16 protein-coding genes are annotated in these 23714 nt (G+C 65.5%); 8 read left to right on the forward strand and 8 right to left on the reverse strand.

What is annotated here, in order from left to right; genetic code table 11:
- Positions 1-133 precede the first annotated feature (133 nt).
- Entirely contained in the window at positions 134-1243 is a 1110-nt protein-coding gene (leuB, locus tag AABF56_RS18775; protein WP_272807118.1) for a 3-isopropylmalate dehydrogenase, read from the forward strand.
- 121 nt (positions 1244-1364) lie between these two features.
- Positions 1365-2063 carry a phosphatase PAP2 family protein gene (locus AABF56_RS18780; RefSeq protein ID WP_272807119.1) on the forward strand — a complete coding sequence of 233 codons (699 nt, stop codon included), beginning with the start codon at positions 1365-1367 and terminating at the stop codon, positions 2061-2063.
- Between the two features lie 57 nt (positions 2064-2120).
- Here the strand turns inward: AABF56_RS18780 and AABF56_RS18785 are convergent, their stop codons facing one another.
- Complete coding sequence (locus AABF56_RS18785; RefSeq protein WP_272807120.1) at positions 2121-4010, reverse strand: MFS transporter; 1890 nt, start codon at positions 4008-4010, stop codon at positions 2121-2123.
- A 484-nt stretch (positions 4011-4494) separates the two neighbouring features.
- Here AABF56_RS18785 and AABF56_RS18790 point away from each other — a divergent pair, with 484 nt between their 5' ends.
- The gene (locus AABF56_RS18790) at positions 4495-5529 is read left to right on the forward strand and encodes an aspartate-semialdehyde dehydrogenase (protein WP_244770731.1); all 1035 of its coding nucleotides are present in this window, start codon (positions 4495-4497) and stop codon (positions 5527-5529) included.
- A 231-nt stretch (positions 5530-5760) separates the two neighbouring features.
- Positions 5761-6582: a lytic murein transglycosylase gene (locus AABF56_RS18795; RefSeq protein ID WP_272807121.1), complete on the forward strand. Its 822-nt coding sequence runs from the start codon at positions 5761-5763 to the stop codon at positions 6580-6582.
- Positions 6583-6695: 113 nt separating this feature from the next.
- On the opposite strand, the gene AABF56_RS18800 is transcribed toward AABF56_RS18795, so the two are convergent.
- Both AABF56_RS18800 and pdxY read right to left on the reverse strand, forming a co-directional pair.
- A complete protein-coding gene (locus tag AABF56_RS18800; RefSeq protein ID WP_244770733.1) occupies positions 6696-7337 on the reverse strand; it encodes a carbonic anhydrase in 642 nt (213 codons plus the stop codon).
- A 98-nt stretch (positions 7338-7435) separates the two neighbouring features.
- On the reverse strand, positions 7436-8311 hold the full coding sequence (gene pdxY / locus AABF56_RS18805) for a pyridoxal kinase PdxY (protein ID WP_272807122.1): 876 nt from the start codon (positions 8309-8311) through the stop codon (positions 7436-7438).
- Between pdxY and AABF56_RS18810 the strand changes: the two genes are divergently transcribed.
- The 3 genes from AABF56_RS18810 to AABF56_RS18820 all read left to right on the forward strand — a co-directional run bounded on the left by AABF56_RS18810 (position 8283) and on the right by AABF56_RS18820 (position 14968).
- Positions 8283-8609: a hypothetical protein gene (locus AABF56_RS18810; protein ID WP_272807123.1), complete on the forward strand. Its 327-nt coding sequence runs from the start codon at positions 8283-8285 to the stop codon at positions 8607-8609. The genes pdxY and AABF56_RS18810 overlap by 29 nt on opposite strands.
- Positions 8588-13369 (forward strand): NAD-glutamate dehydrogenase, encoded by a 4782-nt coding sequence (locus tag AABF56_RS18815; protein ID WP_272807124.1) that lies wholly within the window; start codon positions 8588-8590, stop codon positions 13367-13369. Before AABF56_RS18810 ends, AABF56_RS18815 begins: the two co-directional genes overlap by 22 nt.
- Before the next feature lie 273 nt (positions 13370-13642).
- Positions 13643-14968 (forward strand): MFS transporter, encoded by a 1326-nt coding sequence (locus AABF56_RS18820; RefSeq protein WP_443021164.1) that lies wholly within the window; start codon positions 13643-13645, stop codon positions 14966-14968.
- 170 nt (positions 14969-15138) lie between these two features.
- Here the strand turns inward: AABF56_RS18820 and purH are convergent, their stop codons facing one another.
- The 4 genes from purH to htpX all read right to left on the reverse strand — a co-directional run bounded on the left by purH (position 15139) and on the right by htpX (position 21016).
- Positions 15139-16749 (reverse strand): bifunctional phosphoribosylaminoimidazolecarboxamide formyltransferase/IMP cyclohydrolase, encoded by a 1611-nt coding sequence (gene purH, locus AABF56_RS18825; protein ID WP_272807126.1) that lies wholly within the window; start codon positions 16747-16749, stop codon positions 15139-15141.
- 99 nt (positions 16750-16848) lie between these two features.
- Positions 16849-18531 carry a heparinase II/III family protein gene (locus tag AABF56_RS18830; protein ID WP_272807127.1) on the reverse strand — a complete coding sequence of 561 codons (1683 nt, stop codon included), beginning with the start codon at positions 18529-18531 and terminating at the stop codon, positions 16849-16851.
- Positions 18532-18647: 116 nt separating this feature from the next.
- Entirely contained in the window at positions 18648-20054 is a 1407-nt protein-coding gene (locus AABF56_RS18835) for an RsmB/NOP family class I SAM-dependent RNA methyltransferase (RefSeq protein WP_443021137.1), read from the reverse strand.
- A complete protein-coding gene (gene htpX / locus AABF56_RS18840) occupies positions 20051-21016 on the reverse strand; it encodes a zinc metalloprotease HtpX (RefSeq protein ID WP_272807128.1) in 966 nt (321 codons plus the stop codon). The genes AABF56_RS18835 and htpX overlap by 4 nt, the downstream gene beginning before the upstream one ends.
- Positions 21017-21226: 210 nt before the next feature.
- Between htpX and AABF56_RS18845 the strand changes: the two genes are divergently transcribed.
- Positions 21227-21424: a DUF1674 domain-containing protein gene (locus AABF56_RS18845; protein WP_244770739.1), complete on the forward strand. Its 198-nt coding sequence runs from the start codon at positions 21227-21229 to the stop codon at positions 21422-21424.
- Positions 21425-21606: 182 nt separating this feature from the next.
- Here AABF56_RS18845 and acs read toward each other — a convergent pair whose 3' ends face one another.
- On the reverse strand, positions 21607-23562 hold the full coding sequence (acs, locus tag AABF56_RS18850; RefSeq protein WP_272807129.1) for an acetate--CoA ligase: 1956 nt from the start codon (positions 23560-23562) through the stop codon (positions 21607-21609).
- Between the last annotated feature and the right edge of the window lie 152 nt (positions 23563-23714).

The raw sequence follows: 23714 nt of genomic DNA on the forward strand, positions 1-23714 counted from the left end.
ATCTGGAAGATCGCGACGCGCTTAGCCGAAAGGCGCAACGCCTCACGCAAAATTCTTTCTTTTCGACGATTTTCCTTGAACGGAAGTTGCGCTAAGAAGCGCGCGACCATTCCGTGACATCAAGGACAATCCCATGACAGCGCGCACCCTCCTCCTTCTGCCCGGCGACGGCATCGGCCCGGAAGCCATGGCGGAAGTCCGCAAGATCATCGCCTACATGAACGCCGAACGCGGCGCGGGCTTTGAGACCGACGAGGGCCTCGTCGGCGGCTCGGCCTACGACGCGCATGGCGCAGCGATCTCGGAAGGCGACATGGAGAAGGCGCTGGCGGCCGACGCGGTGCTGTTCGGCGCCGTCGGCGGCCCGAAATGGGATGCCGTGCCCTATGAGGTACGCCCGGAGGCCGGCCTCCTGCGCCTGCGCAAGGACCTGAAGCTGTTTGCGAACCTGCGCCCGGCCATCTGCTATCCGGCGCTCGCCAGCGCCTCCTCGCTGAAGCCGGAACTCGTCGAAGGCCTTGACATCCTCATCGTGCGCGAACTGACGGGCGGCGTCTATTTCGGCGAGCCGAAGGAGATCATCGACCTCGGCAACGGCCAGAAGCGCGGCATCGACACGCAGGTCTACGACACCTACGAGATCGAGCGCATCGCCGGCGTCGCCTTCGAACTGGCGCGCACCCGCCAGAACCGCGTCTGCTCCATGGAGAAGCGCAACGTCATGAAGTCCGGTGTGCTCTGGAACCAAGTGGTGACGGAAACGCACAAGCGCAGCTATTCCGACGTCCAGCTCGAGCACATGCTGGCCGATGCCGGCGGCATGCAGCTCGTGCGCGCCCCGAAGCAGTTCGACGTCATCGTCACGGACAACCTCTTCGGCGACATGCTCTCCGACGTCGCGGCCATGCTGACCGGCTCGCTCGGCATGCTGCCGTCCGCCTCGCTCGGCGCGCCCGATGCCAAGGGGCAGCGCAAGGCGCTCTACGAGCCCGTGCACGGCTCGGCGCCGGACATTGCCGGCAAGGGCATCGCCAACCCGATCGCCATGATCGCCTCCTTCGCCATGTGCCTGCGTTACTCGTTCAACATGGTCGCGGACGCCGACAACCTGGAGAAGGCGATCGCCGAGGTGCTCGACAGCGGCATCCGCACCGGCGACATCATGGCCGAAGGCTGCCGCAAGGTCGGCACCGCCGAAATGGGCGACGCCATCCTCGCCGCGTTCAGGAAGCTTTCGGCCTGAACCTGACGTCATCGCGAGAAGGCTCCCGGCGCGATCGCGCGTGGAGCCTTTTTCGTTTGCCTCCCTTGAAATGCCGGCGCTCGCCAACACATGGAAGCAACGCCGTTATCAGGGTATGCTCATGAACCGATCGCTCGCGACCTCCTCGCTCTGGATCCTCGCCGCCACCGCCATTCTCGTCGTGGCCCTCGTTCCTCTCGATCCCATGCTGTCGCAGCGCGCGCAGGGCCTTCCCGATGCGATCGTGACCTTCAACGCGCGCATCACCGATTTCGGCACTTTCGCCTGGATGATCTACGGCTCCGGCTTCATCGTGATCCTCGCCTATATCGTGCGTCGGGTAAGCCGCAACGAAACGCTCGCCGGCCGGGCGCGTACCGCCCGGCGGCTGTCGCTCTACTTCTTCCTGACCATCGGCGCGACGAGCGCCCTCGTGCATCTCTTCAAACTGATCGTCGGCCGGGCGCGCCCTGAACTCTTCGCCGAACTGGGTGCCTACAGCCTGACGCCCTTTGCCTATGACAATCTCTATGCCAGCTTTCCCTCCGGGCATTCGGCGGCGGCCGGGTCGTTCTTCGGGGCCTTTTCGATGCTGGCGCCGCGGCTGCGCCCGTTGTTCCTGCTCGGGGCGCTGGCGATCGGCATCTCCCGCGTCATCGTCGGGGCGCACTATCCGAGCGACGTCGCCGCCGGCCTTCTGCTCGGCCTGTGGGCCGCCATCGCCACGGCCTTCTTCTTCGCCGGCAGGGAATGGCTCTTCCGCTTCGATGCGCGCGGCTGGCCGATGCCGAAATCCCTGCTGCCGCCCAAGGGCCAATAAAGAACCCGGCCCGTGTCGCCACGAGCCGGGTCGCCATGAACTATCGGAAGGGGGAGATCAATCCATGGCGTGGATGTCGCGGTCCTTCGTTTCCGGCAGGAAGAGAAGGCCGATGACCAGCGTGATGCCGGCGAAGACGATCGGGTACCAGAGGCCGTAGTAGATATCGCCCTGGGCCGCGCTCATCGCGAAGGCCGTCGCCGGAAGCAGGCCGCCGAACCAGCCGTTGCCGATATGGTAGGGCAGCGACATGCCGGTGTAGCGGATGCGGGTCGGGAAGAGCTCGACCAGGAGCGCGGCGATCGGGCCGTAGACCATCGTGACGTAGATCACGAGCACGGTCAGCACGGCGATGATCGTGATCCAGTTCACGCGCGCCGGGTCGGCCACCATGGTGAAGGCACCGCCCTTGTCGATCGTGTAGACCGCCATGTCGGTGACCCCGGCGGCTTCCTCGGCCGTCAGCAGCTTGGCCGTGACGAGGTCGGCAGCCGGCATGGTCGCCTTCTCGCCGGCGCGGATGGCGGCGGCATCGAGGGCGAGTTCCGGGTTGCCTGCGACGAAGGCATCCAGCTTGGACTCCGGAACCTTGACCGCACCGCGGACCAGCGGATAACCGTTCGCCTGGAGGGCCAGGTTGGTTTCCTTCTGGAAGGCCGCGTCGAGCGTCTTGACCTGGTCGGCCGAAGCGATGGCATCGTAGCTCGAGATCGTCTTGTCGCCGATCTGGACCGTTGCGGCCGTGCCGGCAGCCGCCGTGGTGACGACGTCATAGGGCACCGAGTTGCGGGTCAGGAACGACGTCGCGATGTCGCACGAGGTGGTGAACTTCGCCGTGCCGGTCGGGTTGAACTGGAACTTGCAGTCGCCCGGAGCAGCGGTGACCGTTGCGCGGATCGTGTCCTGCGCCGTTGCCAGCGCCGGGTTGCCGGCCCAGGTCAGAGCCTTGAACAGCGGGAAGTAGGTCAGCATGGCGAGCACCAGGCCGGCCATGATGATCGGCTTGCGGCCGATCTTGTCCGACAGCCAGCCGAAGAAGACGAAGAAGCCGGTACCGATGAGCAGCGAGCAGGCGACCATAATGTTGGCCGACTGGCTCTCGACCTTGAGAACGCCCGTCAGGAAGAAGAGCGCATAGAACTGGCCGGAATACCAGACGACGGCCTGGCCGACGACGGCGCCGAAGAGCGCGAGCAGCGCGATCTTGGCGTTGCGCCACTGACCGAAGGCTTCCGTCAGCGGTGCCTTGGAGCCCTTGCCTTCTTCCTTCATCTTCGCGAAGGCCGGCGATTCGTTCATCTTCAGACGGATCCAGACGGAAACGCCGAGGAGCACGACCGACAGCAGGAACGGAATGCGCCAGCCCCATTCGGCGAAGGCTTCCTTGCCGACGATGAACTGCACCGCGAGGATGACGATCAGCGACAGGAACAGGCCGAGCGTCGCCGTCGTCTGGATCCACGAGGTGAAGTAACCGCGTCTGCCGTCCGGAGCGTGCTCGGCCACGTAGGTCGCGGCACCGCCATATTCCCCGCCGAGCGCCAGACCCTGCAGCATGCGCAGGATGATCAGGATGATCGGCGCGGCGATGCCGATGGTGGCGGCACCGGGCAGGAGGCCCACGACGAAGGTCGAGACGCCCATGATGAGAATGGTGATAAGGAAGGTGTACTTGCGGCCGACGAGGTCGCCGAGGCGGCCGAACACCAGCGCGCCGAACGGACGCACAAGGAAGCCGGCGGCGAAGGCGAGCAGCGCGAAGATGTTGCGCGTCGTCTCGGGATACTGGCTGAAGAAGGTGGCGCCGATATAGATCGCCAGCGAGCCGTAAAGATAGAAGTCGTACCATTCGAAAACGGTGCCGAGCGAAGAGGCGAAGATCACCTTCTTCTGCTCGCCCGTCATGGGCGCGGCCTTGGCGTTGCCCACCGTCGAAACATTTGCCATTTCATTGTCCTCCACGAAAACGGCGTATCGGGGCAGCCCATGACAGTCCGGAGTTTCTCCCTAAAAACGCCGGACGGGGTGCGCCTTATGAAAGGATGGCAGAAAACGCCCTGCCGCATCAGCGCTGCTTTGGGCTTATGACTTTCGGCGTAAGACTTAAGTCGAGGGCCTTGGCGAAATCCCGGATCGTTCACGCAAGGCTTGACTCTTCGGCAGATGAGCGTATGCAGCACGCACGCAAAGGAACCGCCATGTACCGCTATGGTCTCGCCATCGCCCGCATGATCGCTCCGGCCTTCAACGCCGGACGGGTTCGTCGTTGCGTATCGATTTCCAAAACAGTGGCCAAAACGACGACGAAAACCGTCTGACGTCTCTGGCCACCGCTCTCTCCCCGGTACGGCCGGGGACCGAAACCCGCGTCATGGCCGGCGGGTTTCACCTCCTGAACCCCGCGGAGAGACAGAGAAAGAGAGCTTTAGACATGGGTTTCAAGATCGCAGTCGCCGGCGCGACCGGCAATGTCGGCCGCGAAATGCTGAACATCCTTTCCGAGCGCGGCTTCCCGGCCGACGAAGTCGTGGCGCTGGCCTCCAGCCGCTCGATCGGCACCGAGGTCTCCTTCGGCGACAAGACGCTGAAGGTGCAGAACCTCGAGAACTACGATTTCTCCGACACGGACATCTGCCTGATGTCGGCCGGCGGCACGGTTTCCCAGAAGTTCTCGCCGAAGATCGGCGCGCAGGGCTGCGTCGTCATCGACAATTCCTCCGCCTGGCGCTACGACGCCGACGTTCCGCTGATCGTTCCGGAAGTGAACCCCGACGCCGTCGCCCAGTTCACCCGCAAGAACATCATCGCCAACCCCAATTGCTCGACCGCCCAGCTCGTCGTGGCGCTGAAGCCGCTGCATGACCGCGCGACGATCAAGCGCGTCGTCGTCTCGACCTACCAGTCCGTCTCCGGCGCCGGCAAGGACGGCATGGACGAGCTCTTCAACCAGACCCGCGCCGTCTTCGTCGCCGATCCGGTCGAATCGAAGAAGTTCACCAAGCGCATCGCCTTCAACGTCATCCCGCATATCGACGTGTTCATGGAGGACGGCTACACGAAGGAAGAGTGGAAGGTCCTCGCCGAGACCAAGAAGATGCTCGACCCGAAGATCAAGGTGACCTGCACGGCGGTGCGCGTGCCCGTCTTCATCGGCCATTCCGAATCGGTCAACATCGAGTTCGAGAAGGAGATCACCGCGGACGAGGCGCGCGACATCCTGCGCGAAGCGCCGGGTTGCCAGGTCATCGACAAGCACGAGAACGGCGGCTACATCACCCCGTACGAATCGGCCGGTGAAGACGCCACCTACATCTCGCGCATCCGCGAGGACGCCACGGTCGAGAACGGCCTCAACATGTGGGTCGTCTCCGACAACCTGCGCAAGGGTGCCGCCCTCAACGCCATCCAGATCGCCGAGCTGCTCGTCAACCGCGGCCTGATCAAGGCGAAGAAGCAGGCCGCCTGACCGGCCAGGCGCCACGGAAAGACGGAACGCTTTCTGCCTTTTGGAAAAATTGGCAACGCTCCGTTAATCGACTTTAAATAAAAGTCCCGGTTGTTCCGTCTGAGGACAATCGGGACTTCGCTTTGAGGCGGTCCCGGCGGCATCGCCGGAACGGTTCACGGCAAGGTGCGGTGACAGGAACAGGGGAGCATGGCATGCTCCCGCAGAATTGACGAGATCACGGGGTTTTTCATGGGCATGACAAAGAGCGTGGCCAAGGTGCTGGCCGCAATGATCGCCGCGGCAGCGGTGCCGGCGGCGGCAGAGGCTGCAAAATGCGGCAATGATGCAAGCGGGTTTCCGGCCTGGGTGGAAGCCTTCAAGGACGAGGCGGCCGGACGCGGCATCAGCCGCTCGACGATCGACAAGGCCTTCGCCAATGTCAGCTATGCCCGCGCCACGATTCGCGCCGACCGCGGCCAGAAGAGCTTCAAGCTCTCGCTCGAGCAGTTCATGCAGAAGCGCGGCGGCCAGGCGATCATCCGCCGCGGCAAGAGCCTGAAGAAGCAGAACGCCGCGCTCTTCCAGCGCATCGAGGCGCGCTACGGCGTGCCGGCCGGGCCGCTGCTCGCCATCTGGGGCATGGAAACCGGCTTCGGCGGCTTCCTCGGCAAGGAACACACGATCTCGGCCGTCGCGACGCTCGCCTATGACTGCCGCCGTTCCGAATATTTCACGAACCAGCTCTATGCCACGCTGCAGCTCGTGCAGAAGGGCATCCTGTCGACCTCGGCCCGCGGCGCGGCGCATGGCGAAATCGGCCAGACGCAGTTCCTGCCGGCCAACGTGCTGAAATACGGCGTCGACGGCGACGGCAACGGCCGCATCGACCTTGTCGGCTCCAAGGCCGACGCGCTCGCCTCCACGGCGAACTTCCTGCGCGGCCACGGCTGGAGCGCCGGCGGCGGCTACCAGCCGGGCCAGGGCAATTTCGGCGCATTGCAGGGCTGGAACGCGGCCAGCGTCTACCAGCGCGCAATCGCCATCATCGGCGCGGAAATCGACGGCGAATAAACGCCGCGAACCGTCCCTCGCCAGGCCCCGGCAAGCCGGGTGACGTCGGGGACGGGCGGCATTGCCGATCGTGACGACATGAACCCGGCCGGGCGACCGCGCCGGGTTTTCCGTTACGCGCCGGGGCGCTGGAAATCGCCGCTCTTGGCGTCCATGATCCACAATTCGCCGGTCGAGATGTCGAACCAAGCGCCATGGAGCTGGAGGCGGCCGCGCTCTTCCAGGATGCGCACGCAGGGGAAGGTGCGCAGGTTGGCGATGGAATTGCGGATCGAGACGCGCTCCAGTGCGCGCTGGCGCTCGCCCTGCGTCAGGATTTCGGCGCCCTGGATCTGTTCGGCGACCGGCTTGAGCATGCCCATCCACTTGCCGATGAAATCGCCGGGCGACAGCGGCTCGGCATCCGGGTCGAGCGCGGCGGAAATGCCCCCGCAGCGGCCATGGCCCATCACCACGATATCGCTGACCTTCAGCGACTGCACGGCGAATTCGAGCGCCGCCGAGGTCGCATGGAAATTGCTGTCCGGCTCGTAGGGCGGCACGAGGTTCGCGACGTTGCGCACGACGAAGAGCTCGCCCGGCCCGCTGTCGAAAATCGTCTCCGGCGCGGCACGGGAGTCGCAACAGGCGATCACCAGCGTCTTCGGTTTCTGCCCGGTCTCCGCCAGGGCCTTGTAGCGCGCCGACTGCTCGACATAGCGGCCGGACATGAAGTTGCGGTAGCCATTCAGAAGACGATCGGGAAAGCGGTTCATGGTGTCAAAGTACCCCCGGGTGCGAGCGATCTGCTGGATGAGGCCCCATCCGGCTTCCGCATAAACCACTCTGCAAGGCATGGCGCAAGGCCGGATCGTCAAGAACGCCGCGGCTGCGCCGGATGCACGAGACGGCGCATGTGCACCATGGCCATGGGCGTGGAGATGCTGGACGCGTCCTGTTCCAGCGTCAATTCGTCGGCGCCGCGCTTGGCGGTGCGCGCGACGATCTCGAAGACGCTGGCGGTGGCCATCATCAAGGCGCGTTCCTCCGGCAGGCCCTCCATCAGCCGCGACAGGAAGATGGCGGCCAATAGGTCCCCGGTGCCGTTCGGCGGGTTCGGCACGAGCCGGTGTTCCGCCAGCAGCGCATGGCGTCCGGAGAGATAGAGATTGCCGGTGCTTCCCGTCATCAGCGCCAGCGAGGAGGTGACGAGCATGCGAGAAGGCCCGAGCGACAGCGCCGCCTCCATGATCGCCGCATTGGTCTCGAGCGGCGCGCCGGCAAGCCAGGCAAGCTCGAACCGGTTGGGCGTGGCGATGGAAGCAAGCGGGATCAACGCGTCGCGGATCGCCGCCGCCGTCTCCTCCGGCACGTAGAGGCCGCGATCGTCGCCGCAGACCGGATCGCACATATAAAGCAGGTCGGGATTTTCCGCCCGCAGGGCCGTGACGAGCCGCGCCACCGAATGCGCCTGCGCCGCGCTGCCGAGATAGCCGGAAAGCACCGCCTTGACCTCGCCCCGCCAGGGCGCGCGGATGAGATCGGAGATCATCGCGTCGAAATCGTCCGCCGATATCGCCACGCGGGTCGAACGCCCGCGACCGGGATGCCAGGGCAGGATAACCGTCGGCAGCGCCCAGACCGGATGGCCGAGCGTTTCGAGCGCGAAGACGGCGGCGCGGTTGCCCACCGTGCCGCGCACCACATGGCTCGAAATCACGATGACCGCGCCCTTGTCGCTCTCGTTCATAACCGGCTCCCCTGGTTCCGGCGAAGTGATGACAAGGGGGTTATTTCCTGTCAACGCCCGCCCCTTTTCCGACCACCGGCCGAAAAGCGGAAAAATGCCGCCGCAGCCGATTTTGGGCTGCTTTTCGACGAAAAAACATGAATTTCGCGACAAAACGACAGTAAAACTGACCTATCTCGGACAAAATCGATTGAATTTTCTCGCAAATGCACAAATTCCGTCGCGCGTATTTTTTCTTCTGCTAACGTCCGGCCATCGGATTCGAGGGAGAATTCCATGGGTGCCAGGACCAACGTGAAACGAGAAAAACACATCGAGGCCGCAAAGGCCGCAGCCGCAGCCCTCGGCGCGAAGACGCTGAACCCGGACATCCTCTTCGGGCGGGCCAGCAAGGACGATATCGAGCACTATACCGGCGAGATGCTGGCCGTTGCCGCCGCCCATGCCATGGCCGAAATCGAGGCCTGGGACGGCACCGGGCCCCGCGTCACGGTCACCACGCTTGCGGACGTGCGCCCGCAGGGCGAGCCCGTCTCCGTACTCTCCGTCACGGACCGCAACCAGCCGTTCCTTTACGATTCGGTGATGGGCGAGGTAACGAGCACCCATCGCGACATCCATCTGGCGATCCACCCGATCCTCGTCGTGGCACCCGGCGAAACGCCGAAGCTTTTCTCGCCGGACGAAGACAGCGATCCGGCCCAGCGGGTCAGCCATATCGAGATCCACCTTTCCGAACTGGCGCCGAACGAAGCCGCCGCGCTCGCCGAGCGGATCGGAACCGTGCTCGACCAGGTCCACCTCGCCGTCGACGACTGGCCTTCCATGCTGGAAAAGCTCGATAGCACCATGGCCGACATGGAGCGCTACGCCAAGGAAAAGCCGGGTAAGGAAGAGGCGCTCGCCTTCCTCGACTGGCTGCGCGGCAACAACTTCACCTTCCTCGGCATGCGCGAATACAGCTATTCCGGCAAGGGCGAGGCGGCCACCGTCGAACGGGGCGGCGAAGGCCTCGGCATCCTGTCCGATCCGGACGTGCGCGTGCTGCGCCTCGGCAAGGACGCTGTGACGACGACGCCGGAAATCCTCGAATTCCTCGAAGGCCCGGATTTCCTGATCGTCACCAAGGCCAATGTGAAGTCGCTCGTGCATCGCCGGGCCTATATGGACTATGTCGGCCTCAAGCGCTTCAACGAGAAGGGCAAGGTGATCGGGGAGCTGCGCATCGTCGGCCTCTTCACCTCAACGGCCTACACCCACGCCGCCGGCCAGATCCCGCTGCTGCGCTCCAAGGTGGCCGCGGTCATCGAGCATTTCGGCTACGACCCGAAGAGCCATTCCGGCAAGATGTTGATCAACACGCTGGAATCCTACCCGCGCGACGACCTCTTCCAGATCGACACCGGCCTGCTCGCCACCTTCTGCGAGCAGATCAACGAGCTCTCCGACCGGCCGCGCATCCGCGTGCTGCCGCGTATCGACCGCTTCGACCGCTTCGTCTCGGTCATCGTCTACGTGCCGCGCGAACAGTACGATTCCGACGTGCGCGAAAAGATCGGCAACTATCTGAAGTCGGCTTACGATGGCCGCGTCTCGGCCTATTATCCGGCGTTCCCGGAAGGTGGCCTTGCCCGCGTGCACTTCATCATCGGCCGCTCCGGCGGCAAGACGCCACGCCTTCCGCAGCAGAAGCTCGAGCAGGCGGTGCGCGAGATCGCCACCCGCTGGACCGACCGCTTCGAAGCGCTCTCCAATGCGGACGGCGTGCGGCTCGTTACCGACCGCGGCTACCAGGAGGATTTCACGCCCGCCGAAGCCCATGCGGACCTCGCCCTGATCACCACGGCGACGCCCGAGAACCCGATCAGCATCGCCTTCTACCGCAAGGCCTGGCACACGGACCTTGCCACCGTCGAATTGAAGATCTTCCATGCCGGCGAGCCCGTTTCGCTGTCGCGGCGCGTGCCTCTGCTGGAAAACCTCGGCTTCAACGTCATCAGCGAGCAGACACACGACCTGACGCTCGCCAGCCTCGACGGCGGCGAGCGCCGCGTCATCCTGCATGACATGGAGCTGCGGCATCGCGACGGCATCGAGATCAACCTCGCCAAGCTGAGCCCGATGCTGGAGGAAGCGTTCCTCGCGGCCTGGCACGGCGAGGTGGACGACGACGCCCTGAACCGCCTCATCCTCACCGGCGGCCTTTCCGCCCGCGAGATCATGGCGCTTCGCACCTATTCGCGCTACCTGCGCCAGACCGGCATCGCCTATTCGCAGGGCTATATCGCCGATACGCTCAACAAGTACCCGACGATCGCCGCCGACCTCTTCCGCCTGTTCGAGACCCGTCTCGACCCGAAGCTTTCCGAGCGCCAGCGCGAGAAGAAATCCGCGGATGTGGCGGCGGCGATCGAGGATGCGCTGGCGAACGTGCCGAGCCTCGACGAGGATCGCATCCTGCGCCGCTACGTCAACGCCATCCAGGCCACGCTGCGCACCAACTATTTCCAGCGCGACGCGGACGGAAAGCCGCGCAAAACGCTGGCCATCAAGCTCGACCCGAAGGCCCTCGACGGCCTGCCGGAACCGCGGCCCTTCCGCGAGATCTTCGTCTACGGCGCCGAGGTCGAGGGCGTGCACCTGCGCTTCGGCAAGGTCGCCCGCGGCGGCCTGCGCTGGTCCGACCGCGCGCAGGACTACCGCACGGAAGTGCTCGGCCTCGTGAAGGCCCAACAGGTCAAGAACTCGGTCATCGTGCCGGTCGGCGCCAAGGGCGGCTTCTATCCGAAGCAGCTTCCTGCCGGCGGCAGCCGCGACGCCGTCTTCAAGGCCGGCACCGAGGCCTACAAGACCTATATCCGCACGCTGCTCTCCGTCACCGACAACATCGTCGGCCAGGACGTCGTGCCGCCGGCCGATACGGTGCGGCTAGACGGGGACGACCCCTATTTCGTCGTCGCCGCCGACAAGGGCACCGCGACCTTCTCCGACACGGCGAACGGCCTGGCGCAGGAAGCCGGCTTCTGGCTCGACGACGCCTTTGCCTCCGGCGGCTCGGCCGGCTACGACCACAAGAAGATGGGGATTACCGCCCGCGGCGCCTGGGAAACCGTCAAGCGCCATTTCCGCGAGATGAACATCGACATCCAGAAGACGCCGTTCACCGTCGCCGGCGTCGGCGACATGTCGGGCGACGTCTTCGGCAATGGCATGCTGCTGTCGCGCAAGATCCGGCTCGTCGCGGCCTTCGACCACCGCGACATCTTCATCGATCCCAACCCGGATACCGACACGTCCTTCGCCGAGCGGCGGCGCATGTTCAACCTGCCGCGCTCCAGCTGGCAGGACTATGACCGCTCCGTGCTCTCCAAGGGTGCGATGATCATCCCGCGCACGGAAAAATCCGTGACGCTGACGCCGGAAGCCATGGCCGTCATCGGCATCGACAAGGCCAAGGCGACGCCCTTCGAGATCATGACGGCGATCCTGAAGGCGCCGGTCGATCTCCTGTGGTTCGGCGGCATCGGGACCTATATCCGCGGCCAGAACGAGACGGATGCGGAGGTCGGCGACCGCGCCAACGACCCGATCCGCATCATCGCCGACGACGTGCGCGCCAAGGTGATAGGCGAGGGCGCGAACCTCGGCGTCACCCAGCGCGGCCGCATCGCCTTCGGCCTCAAGGGCGGACGCTGCAATTCCGACGCCATCGACAACTCGGCCGGCGTGAATTCGTCCGACGTCGAGGTCAACATCAAGATCGCGCTCGCTTCGGCCATGCGCGACGAGCGGCTGACGCGCGCCAAGCGCAACGTCCTGCTCGCCTCGATGACGGAGGAGGTGGGCCATCTCGTGCTGCGCAACAACTACCTGCAGTCCCTGGCAATCTCGCTGACGGAACGGCAGGGCGCGGCCAACCGCGCGCCGCTGACCCGCCTGATGGATCGCCTGGAGGCCGCTGGCCAGCTCAACCGCAAGGTCGAGACGCTGCCCGACGACCGCACCATGGCCGAGCGCTACCAGGCCGGCAAGCCGCTGACGCGGCCGGAGATCGGCGTGCTGCTCTCCTATGCCAAGCTGGTGCTGTTCGACGAGCTCATCCATACCGGTCTGCCGGACGAACCCTATTTCGAACCGGCGCTGACCGGCTACTTCCCGGCCAAGATGCAGAAGGCCTATGCGGACGACATCCGTTCGCACCGCCTGCGCCGCGAGATCATCGCGACGATCCTCGCCAACGAGGTGATCAACCGCGGCGGCCCGGCCTTCGTCAACACGCTGACGGATGGCACCGGCTTCGGCCCGGCGGACGCCGTGAAGGCCGCCGTCATCGCCCGTGACGGCTACGGCCTCGCCGCGCTCTACGCCGGCGTGGACGCGCTGGACAATGTGGTGTCCGGTTCGGTGCAGAACGAACTCTACGAGGAGATTGGCCGTATCTACGCCTCCGTCACCAACCTGCTCCTGACCACCGGGGCCGTTTCGGGCCTGATGAGCGAGGCCGTGCACAAGCTCAGGCAGGCGCTGAAGCAGCTGCGTCCGCATCTTTCCACCCTCATCTCCGAACAGGCCGGCGACGAGGCCCGCCGCAAGGCCCATGCCTATGAGGACGAGGGCGTGCCGACGGAGCTTGCGGAGGAGATCGCCACGCTCTCCATGCTGACCTTCGTGCCGGAGGTCATGCTGATCGCCGGGGCGACGGGCGATACGCTCGGCAAGACGGCGCAGACCTTTGCCGGCATCAGCGCGACGCTCAATATCGGCCGGCTGCTTTCCGCGGCCAGCCGCATCCCGACCGGCGATCTCTACGAGGCGCTCGCTCTGCAGCGCAGTCTCACCGACATCGCCAATGCCCGCCGCGACCTCGCCACCGTGGTGCTGACGCGCCACAAGGGCGACAAGGCACCGCTCGCCGCCTGGCAGCAGGGCGGCCGCGAGCGTCTCGCCCGCGTCACCGCCAACCTCTCGGCGCTGACGGAAGCCGGCGAGGCCACGCTCGCCAAGGTCAGCGTCGCCGCCGGCATCCTGAGCGACCTCGCACAGGAACGGGCACGGTAAGGCAAGCCTTGCCTCACCGCAGCCGCCTCATGCGGCTGCGGCTATCCCACGGTTGCATAATTCTAACGGTTGCATAATTCCAATCGCGACTACCCTCTTTGCCCGGCATCGCAGAGGAAGGGGCCTAACCACACCCGTTGAATCCCGCCACCGGCAAATGCTAGCCTCCCGCCGGAACCGGCGTGAGAACCCGCCGCAGCGATTCGAGAAACGAGGGCGGGCGTGGCGGAAGCGGCAGCAGGGCGGACGAGCCGCCTCGGCATAACGGGCTGGATGCTGTTCGACTGGGCGGCACAGCCCTTCTTCACGGTCATCACCACCTTCATCTTCGGCCCCTACCTCGTCTCGCGCCTCACCGAGGACCACGCGGCCGGGCAGGCGGCCTGGAGCTACACGCTCACCATCGCCGGCGTCGCCATCGCGCTGCTCGCCCCCGTCATGGGCTCCATCGCCGATGCTTCCGGCGCGCGAAAACCCTGGATCGCCGCCTTCGCCGCCATCAAGATCCTGTCGCTCATCGCCCTCTGGTATGCGGCGCCCGGCAGCAGCCTCGTCTTCGCCATGGCGATGATCGTGCTCGCCACCGTGGCGGCGGAATTCTCCATCGTCTTCAACGATTCGATGATGCCGCGCCTCGTCAGCCCGGCGGATGTCGGCCGCATCTCCAACATCGCCTGGGGCCTCGGTTATCTCGGCGGCATGATCGTGCTGATCGCGGTCGTCGCGCTGCTGGCCGCAAACCCGGAGACCGGACGGACGGCGATCGGCATCAGCCCGCTCTTCGGCCTCGACGCCGCCGCCGGCGAGGACGCCCGCATCACCGGGCCGATCTCGGCGCTCTGGTATCTCGTCTTCATCCTGCCGATGTTCTTCTTCACGCCGGACCAGAGCCGGGGGCTGCCCATTGCGGCCGCGGTGCGCGCCGGCTTTGCCGACCTCTCCGTCGCCCTCGGGGAATTGCGCAGGAAGCCGGGCATCCTGCGCTTCCTCATTGCCCGGATGATCTACCAGGACGGGGTCAACGGACTGCTGGCGCTTGGCGGAACCTTCGCCGCCGGCATGTTCGCCTGGCAGACCTTCGAACTCGGCATCTACGGCATCATCCTCAACGTTGTGGCGATCGGCGGCTGCCTCTATGCCAGCCGCATGGACAGGCGCCTCGGCTCGAAGGCCGTCGTCGTGATGAGCCTCGTCTGCCTGATCCTCGCCACCATCGGCATCGTCTCCACCGGCCCGGGCTTCACGCTGTTCGGCCTCGTGCCGCTGCCGACCGCCGATTCCGGCGGCCTGTTCGGCACGGCGGCGGAAAAGGCCTATATCGTCTACGGCCTCATGATCGGCGTCGCCTTCGGTCCTGTCCAGGCCTCCGCCCGGTCCTATCTCGCAAGAAGCATCCATCCCGACGAAGCGGGCCGCTATTTCGGCCTCTATGCCCTGTCCGGCCGGGCCACGTCCTTCCTCGCGCCGCTCTCCGTCGCGCTCGTCACCACCGCGACGGGCTCCGCCCGCCTCGGCATGATGACGCTCATCGCTTTCCTCCTCGCCGGCTTCCTGCTCCTGCTGCGCACGCCCTATCCCGCGGCAAAGGTCGAGGCCTGAAACGCAAGACGCCCGGCAAGCGGGGCGTCAGGGGGATGACAGACATCGCCCCACCCACTGTCGTCATCCTCGGGTTTAACCCGAGGATCCACACGCCACCTGCGGCCATGGACGGTCGGGGCAAGCCTCGACCATGACGGAGGAAAGCAGAGGTCTGCTAAGAATCCGGCTCAGTGACGGAAATGGCGCATGCCGGTGAAGACCATGGCGACGCCGGCCTCGTCGGCCGCGGCGATCACCTCCGCATCGCGCATCGAACCGCCCGGCTGGATGACCGCCGTGGCGCCTGCGGCAATCGCCGAGAGCAGGCCGTCGGCGAAGGGCAGGAAAGCTTCCGACGCGACGGCCGAGCCACGCGTCAGCGGCTCGGCAAGGCCCATGGCCTTGGCCGCTTCCTCGGCCTTCAGGCCGGCGATGCGGGCGGAATCGACGCGGCTCATCTGGCCGGCGCCGATGCCGGCCGTCTGGCCGTCCTTGGCATAGACCACCGCATTCGACTTGACGTGCTTGGCGACCTTGAAGGCGAACTTCATGTCTTCCAGCTCCTGCGCCGTCGGCGCACGCTTGGTCACGACCTTCAGTTCGAGGTCCTCGACCATGCCGTTGTCGCGGCTCTGTACCAGGAGGCCGCCCGACACCGTCTTGGCGGAAAGGCCCGGCACGCGCGGATCGGGCAGGGCGCCCGTCACCAGCAGACGCAGGTTCGGCTTGCCGGCGATGACGGCGCGGGCCTTCTCGTCCGCGTCCGGCGCGATGATGACCTCGGTGAAGAGCTTGACGATCTCTTCCGCCGTCTCGCCGTCCAGCACCGTGTTGAGCGCGATGATGCCGCCGAAGGCCGAGACCGGATCACAGGCGAGCGCCCGCGCATAGGCCTCCTTCAGCGTCCTGCCGGTGGCGACGCCGCAGGGATTGGCATGCTTGATGATCGCGCAGGCCGGGCCGTTTTCCGGCAGGAACTCGGCAACGAGCTCGAAGGCGGCGTCGGTGTCGTTGATATTGTTGTAGGAAAGCTGCTTGCCCTGCAGCAGCGTGGCGGTCGCGACGCCGGGGCGGTTTTCGCCGGTCACGTAGAAGCCCGCCTTCTGGTGCGGGTTCTCGCCGTAGCGCATCTCCTCCTTCAGGACGCCGCCGAGCACGCGGTGGCGCGGCATGGGTATATCGAGCGCATCGGCGAACCAGTTGGAGATCGCCGCGTCATAGGCCGCCGTGCGGGCATAGGCCTTCGCCGCCATGTGCTGGCGGAAGGCGTAGGAAGTCGAACCGTCCGCAAGTTCCTCCAGCAGCGCGGGATAATCGGCGGGATCCGTGACGATGGTCACATAGGCGTGGTTCTTCGCCGAGGCGCGGATCATCGCCGGCCCGCCGATGTCGATGTTCTCGACCGTCGTCGGATAGTCGCCACCCTTGGCGCGTACCTCCTCGAAGGGATAGAGGTTGATGACGGCAAGGTCGATCGCGCCGATGCCATGCGCCTTCATCGCCTCGACATGCTCCGCATCGTCGCGGATCGCCAGCAGGCCGCCATGCACGGTGGGATGCAGCGTCTTGACGCGGCCATCCATGATTTCCGGAAAGCCCGTGACCTCGGAAACGTCGGTGACGTCGAGCCCGGCATCGCTGAGCGCCTTGTGCGTGCCGCCGGTCGACAACAACCGCACGCCCTTTTCGGCAAGGGCGCGGGCGAGATCGACGACACCGGCCTTGTCGGAGACGGACAGCAGCGCCGTGCGCAGGGCGACCCGGTCTGGGGCGGGGATTTTCTTGGAAATGACGGCCATGGGACGCTCCGTTCTGACGGCCCGGGAGAGGGGCCGGATGGTCATGCGCCCCGTTATCACAGGCCCGGCCCCGAGAAAACCGCCAAAAGCCGGGAATTCTCAACGCTGCCGCATCAGCGACCACTGGACTTCCGCCACCTTGGCGAGCGGCATGGTCAGCGTGAGCTGGCGCGACGCCCGGACGCCGGAGGGATCGGCGAAGAAGACATCCTCCTCCTCCTCCACGGCAACATCGATACAGGTCAGCGCCCAGGCCTCGCCGTCCGGCGCGATCAGCCGCATCTCGTTGGCCGACACCCGATAGAGCTGGATCGTCGGATGAATGTGGAAGCGCACCACGGCCGTGCCCTTCTCGATCGCCCCGTCGGGGTCGGCGGGCTTGTAGAAACGCTCCCGGCCGCGGATCTCGCTGCCCGTCGCCGCCACGAGGATGTCCCGTTCGTAGAGAAGGCCGAAGCGCTTGAGATAACCGTCATGGGTCGCCGTCACGCTGTCGGCGCCGGACTGGCGCTCGGCACGCGACACGTCCACCTTGCTGACGCCGCCGACGACGATCGGCCCGAGGAAACGGGACGTGGAGATGCGCGAGGAGGACGTGTCGTTGAGCGTGGCGACGGAATGGGCCGCGGTGGTGCGCGCCATCTGCCTGAGCGCCTCGCCGGCAAAGCGCGGTCGCCCGGAATTGACGATGAAGCGGTTCCTGCCCGAGGACATCTCGATGGAAAGCGCACCGGCGGCGGCCGTCGCCGAAAGATCGACCGACTTGGGCACGCCCGTATCCATCAGCACGACCGTTTCCTTGACGGCCAGGCGGTCGTACCGGCTCTGCGGCAGCGCCTTGAAGGGCGCGCCGCCGGTCTCGTCGTAGCGCAGCACCGACATCAGCTCGTTCGCCAGCGTATAGGTCGCGCCGTTGAACAGCGCGAGCTCGCCGCCCTGGTGGCGGAAGAAGCGCAGCGCCGGGAAGATGCGGTCGATGGAAGGGATGAGCTGCGCGGGCACGTCATGGCCGAGATTGACATAGGTCTGACGCAGCGGCAGCAGGTCGAGCAGCACGTCGAGCGCGGCCCGCGGATTGCGCGAGGAATGGCCGCCATCGGGCAGGATCTGCCGGTCGAGCTCCTCGTCGAGATGGCGGGCGGCCCTGCGCATGCGCGAGGCGGAGGCCGGCATGGCGATGGAGGCCATGGCAAGCGCGATGCGCACCCGCAGCCGCGGCTCGCCGTCGCGCGTCGTGTCGGCGACATGGCGCAGATAGCGGACCTGGAAGGCGAGGCTCTTCAGGAAGCGGCGATAGAAGGGATAGTCGGCATCCTTCAGGACCACCGGCGAATGGGACAGCCAGGCGATGATGCGTTGCGCGACGACATCGGGCCGCCAGGCAAGCCCGCCGATGACCCGCCCATGGCTCTGCAGCCAGTCGTCCACGATGAAGCGAGCTGTATGGGCGGCCTTTTCCGGATCGACCAGCCGCATATGGCGCAGCCAGCCGAAGGAATGCAGGCGCACGGCGAACTCCTCCGAGGGAAGCTCCAGTGCAAAGGGTGATTCGCCGTCGCATTCGAGAACGCGGCCGGCCAGCGGGAAACGCCCGGCGACGATTTCTTCGCCGGCAAACGAATCAGCGGGGTGAAGGTCCGTCGGCGCGACGACCAGCCGGTCCGGCGTGCCGCCGGAAAAGCGCATCGCGCTGATTCGCCCGAGGGCGAGCCTCCGCGAAAACCGGCGCCAACCCTCACGCATATACAGATAGAGAAGCCGCTGCCTGTCGGAAAGCTGCATGGTTAACGAACGCCTCCTTGGCCTATAGCTAGGCCGAGAAGGCAAGCGGCGTCAATTGACCGGCGGTCGATGGGCTGTTGACGACGGCATATGTCTTTCGGAAGAGCCGGTGCAGCTCAGCCGGCACGGACGAGCCGAACGGCATAAAACCCGTCCACGCCGCCGGCATGGCCGAGTGTCGCGGGCAGCATGGCAGGCGTGGTGCGGAATTCGCCGCGCGGGGAGATCGCCGCTTCCAGACCCGGCCAGTCGGCGGGATCGACCGGCGCGATGCGCCAGTCCGGATTGTCGGCGAGAACCCGGGCGACCATGTCCTCCCCCTCGCTCGGATCGAGCGAGCAGTTGGAGAAGACCAGCTCCCCGCCGGGACGCACGAGCGTCAGCGCGTGGCGCAGCAGGCGCTCCTGCAGGCCGGCCAGCTTGCCGATATCCTCCGGCCCCTTGGTCCACAAGACATCGGGATGGCGGCGGATCGTGCCCGTCGAGGAGCAGGGCGCATCGAGCAGCACGGCATCGAACAGCTCGCCCGGGCGGTATTCCGCCATGTTCGCCTCGACCGTCTCGGCCGAAAGACGCAGCCGGTCGAGATTGCCGACAAGCCGCTTCAGCCGGTTGCCGGACTGGTCGAGGGCGGTGACCCTGGCGCCGGCGGCGGCAAGCTGCGCGGTCTTGCCGCCGGGCGCGGCGCAGAGATCGGCGACCCGCTTGCCGGCAAGGTCCGAAAACAGTTTTGCCGGCAGGCTTGCCGCGGCATCCTGCACCCACCATTCCCCGGCCTCGAAGCCTTCGAGCGCCGGAATGGCGCCGGACGCGACGGGCAGGCGCACCGAACCGGTCGGCAGCACCAGGCCGCCGAGCCGCGCGGCCCAGCCTTCCGGATCCGACTTGACGGTGAGATCGACGGTGGAGGGTTCGAGCAGCGCATTGGCAATGCGCGCGGCATGGTCACGGCCATAGACGGCGGAGAGCCGCTCGTGGAACCAGGCCGGAATGACGGAAACCGCCTGCGTCGCCGTCAGGTGCGAGGCCTTTTCGCGCGACAGGCGGCGCAGCACCGCATTGGTGAGGCTGGCGAAGCGGCGGTTGCGCGGGTCGATCTGCGCCTGCTCGACCGCAAGGTCGACGGCGGAATGATCGGGCACGTCGAGATAGAGGATCTGCGCCGCCGCGACCGTCAGCACATGATGCAGCGCGCGGGCGCCGTCCGGCAGCGGCGTGCCGACGAGCGTATCCAGGATGGCCTCGATACGGGGGAGGTGGCGCAGCGCCGTGTTGAGGATGGCCCGGACGAGCGCGCGGTCGGCATCGTTCAGCTGGCGGTAGGCCGGGTTGCCGTTTTCGAGGTCGAGCATGCCGTCGAGCGGCGTCTTGCGATCGACAACCGCCGCCAGGATCTTGGCCGCGGCCTGCCGGGCCCGCAGGCCCGGCTTTTCCGGATGGTTCGCAGCAGGCCCCGGAGGCGGTCCCTTGCCGGGGCGATGGCGTTTCGAATGTGCTCTGTTTTTGTGTTTGTCGTCGTTCAAGACCAGGGACCTTTGGGCGGTTCGGAACCACCGCGTCCCCAGCCGGTCGACGGGACGGAGCGCGATTTGCGCACCGGATTATCAGCCCGCACCGGCTCCGTCGAGCGTGTCTGCATGCCGCGGGCCATTTCCTCAAGCGCCGCTATACGGTTCTCCGTGTTCGGGTGGGTGGAGAACAGGTTGTCCATGCGCTCGCCCGACAGCGGATTGATGATGAACATATGGGCCGTCGCCGGATTGTGCTCGGCGGCCTCGTTGGGAATGCGGCCGGCGGCGATGGCGATCTTCTTCAAGGCCGAGGCGAGCCAGAGCGGGTTGCCGCAGATCTCCGCCCCGCGCTTGTCGGCGGAATATTCGCGCGTCCGACTGATCGCCATCTGCACCAGTATGGCGGCGAAGGGCGCGACGATCATGGCGATGAGCACGCCGATGAAGCCAAGCGGATTGTTGTTTTCCCGATTGCCGCTGCCGCCGAAGAACATGGCGAAGTTGGCAAGCATCGAGATCGCACCGGCGATCGTCGCCGTCAGCGTCATGGTCAGCGTGTCGCGGTTCTGGATATGGGCGAGTTCATGCGCCATCACGCCCGCCACCTCTTCATAGCTCAGGGCCTGAAGCAGGCCCGTCGAGGCGGCAACCGCGGCGTTCTGCGGGTTGCGGCCGGTGGCAAAGGCATTCGGCTGGTCGCTGTTGATGACATAGACGCGCGGCATGGGCAGGCCGGCACGTTTGGCGAGATCGCGCACGATGCCGTAATATTCCGGTGCCGAGCGCTCGTCGACCTCCTTGGCGCCGTACATGGACAGCACCATGCGGTCGGAATTCCAGTAGGAGAAGAAGTTCATGGCGATCGCGACGAGAAGCGCGATCATCATGCCGCCCTTGCCGCCGATGAGCAGGCCCACGCCCATGAAAAGCGCCGTCATGGCGGCAAGAAGCATGGCTGTTCGAACGATGTTCATGCGTTTTCGGCTCCTGTCTGGTCTCTTGCCGGGTTGCCACTCCCTGTTGTCAAGGGAATGTTTCACGTGAATCAGCGCTTTCCACAGCGCCTTCATACCTAGCTTTTGCATGTCGTTGTCGCAAAACCGCTGCACACTTTTGCGCGACATGCCTTATATGATGGGAAGCGAACAGGAATTCTTCAATATCCGGGAAGGATGCCCAATTTCATGCAAAGCGACAACGACAATCATGCCGACGGCCGGAAAGTGCTGCCGCCCGCCGCCCTGCGCGCCCTCCAGGAAGCCGAGGAGCGGCGCAAGGCCGCCCCGCAGGCCGAGCCCGCGCCGGAGATCGGCGGACGCGGCGGCGCCGACCCGGCACGCTTCGGGGACTGGGAGATCAAGGGCCGGGCGATCGATTTCTGAGAGGAAATTCGGCGAGCAGCCGTGACACATCGCCTCCCTCTCCATCGTCATGGTCAGGCTTGACCCGATCCATCCACGGCCACGGGTGCCGCACGGATCCTCGGGTCGAGCCCGAGGATGACGTCGGGAGGAGGAACGAAAACGGCGGCCAAATGGCCGCCGTTTCGCTTCATGCTTCAAACTCAGCCGGCAGCCTTATTCTGCCGATTGGCGATCAGGTCGTCCACGACGGCCGGATCGGCGAGGGTCGAGGTGTCGCCGAGCGAACCGAAATCGTCCTCGGCGATCTTGCGCAGGATGCGGCGCATGATCTTGCCGGAGCGCGTCTTCGGCAGGCCGGGCGAGAACTGGATCTTGTCGGGCGTCGCGATCGGGCCGATCTCCTTGCGCACGTGCTTGACGAGGTCCTGGCGCAGCGCATCGGTGCCTTCCTCCCCGGCCATCAGCGAGACGTAGCAATAGATGCCCTGGCCCTTGAGGCTGTGCGGATAGCCGACGACGGCGGCTTCCGAGACGAGGTGGTGCGAGACGAGGGCCGATTCGATTTCCGCCGTGCCGAGGCGGTGGCCGGAAATGTTGAGCACGTCGTCGACACGGCCGGTGATCCAGTAGTAGCCGTCCTCGTCGCGCCGGCAGCCGTCACCGGTGAAGTACTTGCCCTTGTAGGTCGAAAAATAGGTTTCGACGAAGCGCTTGTGGTCGCCGTAGACCGTGCGCATCTGGCCCGGCCAGCTATCGATGATGCAGAGATTGCCGTCGGCCGGTCCTTCCAGCACCTTGCCCTCGTTATCGACCAGCTGCGGCTTGATGCCGAAGAACGGCCGCGTGGCGGAGCCCGGCTTGAGCTCCGTCGCGCCCGGCAGCGGGGTGATCAGGATACCGCCCGTCTCCGTCTGCCACCAAGTATCGACGATCGGCGAACGGCCCTCGCCGACGACGTTGTAGTACCACTCCCAGGCTTCCGGGTTGATCGGCTCGCCGACCGAACCGAGCAGGCGCAGCGACGAGCGCGACGAGCGCTTCACGAAGGCATCGCCGGCCCCCATCAGGGCGCGGATCGCCGTCGGTGCGGTGTAGAAGATGTTGACCTTGTGCTTGTCGACCACCTCCCAGAAGCGGCCGGCATCCGGGAAGTTCGGCACGCCTTCGAACATCAGTGTGGTCGCGCGGTTCGCCAGCGGCCCGTAGACGATGTAGGAATGGCCGGTGACCCAGCCGACATCGGCCGTGCACCAGTAGACATCGCCGTCCTGGTAGTCGAAGACGTATTTGTGCGTCATCGAGGCATAGACGAGGTAGCCCGCCGTGGTGTGCAGCACGCCCTTCGGCTTGCCGGTCGAACCGGACGTGTAGAGAATGAAGAGCGGATCTTCCGCCTTCATCTTTGCCGGCGGACAATCGCGCGGCACCGTCAGCACCTCCTGGTGATGCCAGATGTCGCGGCCCGGCGCCCAGCCGGTCTTGCCGCCGGTGCGGCGCACGACGAGCACCTTGTTGACGATGACATGGTTCTTGGCGGCGATGTCGATCGCGGTATCGGTGTTTTCCTTGAGCGGGATCGGCTTACCGCCGCGCACGCCCTCGTCGCAGGTGACGACGAAGGTGGATTCGCAGTCGACGATGCGGCCGGCCAGCGCATCCGGCGAGAAGCCGCCGAAGACGACGGAATGCACGGCGCCGATGCGCGCGCAGGCGAGCATGGCATAGGCCGCTTCCGGGATCATCGGCATGTAGATGGTGACGCGGTCGCCCTTCTTGACGCCGTGCTTCTTCATCACGTTCGCCATGCGGCAGACGTGTTCGTAGAGCTCGTTATAGGTGATCTTCTTGTCGATATAGGGATTGTCGCCTTCCCAGATGATGGCGACGTCGTCGCCATGCGCCTTGAGGTGGCGGTCGATGCAATTGTAGGAGACGTTTGTGATGCCGTCCTCGAACCACTTGATCGGCACCTTGCCGGTAAACGACGTGTTCTTCACCTTGGTATAGGGCTTGAACCAGTCGATGCGCATGCCGTGCTTGTCCCAGAAGCGCTCCGGGTTCTCGATGCTTTCGCGATACCAGTTCTGATAGGTCTCGTTGTCGATCAGCGCGCGGCTTTTCGCGGATTTCAGCACCGGATAGGTCTTTGCGGACATGGATTCCTCCTCACTGCGCATAGGCGGGAAAGCCGCGTCTCCTCCAGCTCCCCGCATCTCCGTTGCCATACATATCAGGTCAAATCCCTCGGGCAATTAGACAAAAGGTCATTTGCGCTTGAAGAATTGCATTTCTGCGACAGTGATTGTAT

The sequence above is a fragment of the Shinella sp. WSC3-e genome (assembly GCF_945994535.1).
In the GTDB taxonomy this organism is placed as follows: Bacteria; Pseudomonadota; Alphaproteobacteria; order Rhizobiales; family Rhizobiaceae; genus Shinella; species Shinella yambaruensis.

Bases quoted from the DNA above. Each gene is read 5' to 3' on its own strand.
- leuB (WP_272807118.1), top strand. From the start codon at position 134: ATGACAGCGCGCACCCTCCTCCTTCTGCCCGGCGACGGCATCGGCCCG.
- AABF56_RS18780 (WP_272807119.1), top strand. From the start codon at position 1,365: ATGAACCGATCGCTCGCGACCTCCTCGCTCTGGATCCTCGCCGCCACC.
- AABF56_RS18785 (WP_272807120.1), bottom strand. From the start codon at position 4,010: ATGGCAAATGTTTCGACGGTGGGCAACGCCAAGGCCGCGCCCATGACG.
- AABF56_RS18790 (WP_244770731.1), top strand. From the start codon at position 4,495: ATGGGTTTCAAGATCGCAGTCGCCGGCGCGACCGGCAATGTCGGCCGC.
- AABF56_RS18795 (WP_272807121.1), top strand. From the start codon at position 5,761: ATGGGCATGACAAAGAGCGTGGCCAAGGTGCTGGCCGCAATGATCGCC.
- AABF56_RS18800 (WP_244770733.1), bottom strand. From the start codon at position 7,337: ATGAACCGCTTTCCCGATCGTCTTCTGAATGGCTACCGCAACTTCATG.
- AABF56_RS18810 (WP_272807123.1), top strand. From the start codon at position 8,283: ATGACCGCGCCCTTGTCGCTCTCGTTCATAACCGGCTCCCCTGGTTCC.
- pdxY (WP_272807122.1), bottom strand. From the start codon at position 8,311: ATGAACGAGAGCGACAAGGGCGCGGTCATCGTGATTTCGAGCCATGTG.
- AABF56_RS18815 (WP_272807124.1), top strand. From the start codon at position 8,588: ATGGGTGCCAGGACCAACGTGAAACGAGAAAAACACATCGAGGCCGCA.
- AABF56_RS18820 (WP_443021164.1), top strand. From the start codon at position 13,643: ATGCTGTTCGACTGGGCGGCACAGCCCTTCTTCACGGTCATCACCACC.
- purH (WP_272807126.1), bottom strand. From the start codon at position 16,749: ATGGCCGTCATTTCCAAGAAAATCCCCGCCCCAGACCGGGTCGCCCTG.
- AABF56_RS18830 (WP_272807127.1), bottom strand. From the start codon at position 18,531: ATGCAGCTTTCCGACAGGCAGCGGCTTCTCTATCTGTATATGCGTGAG.
- htpX (WP_272807128.1), bottom strand. From the start codon at position 21,016: ATGAACATCGTTCGAACAGCCATGCTTCTTGCCGCCATGACGGCGCTT.
- AABF56_RS18845 (WP_244770739.1), top strand. From the start codon at position 21,227: ATGCAAAGCGACAACGACAATCATGCCGACGGCCGGAAAGTGCTGCCG.
- acs (WP_272807129.1), bottom strand. From the start codon at position 23,562: ATGTCCGCAAAGACCTATCCGGTGCTGAAATCCGCGAAAAGCCGCGCG.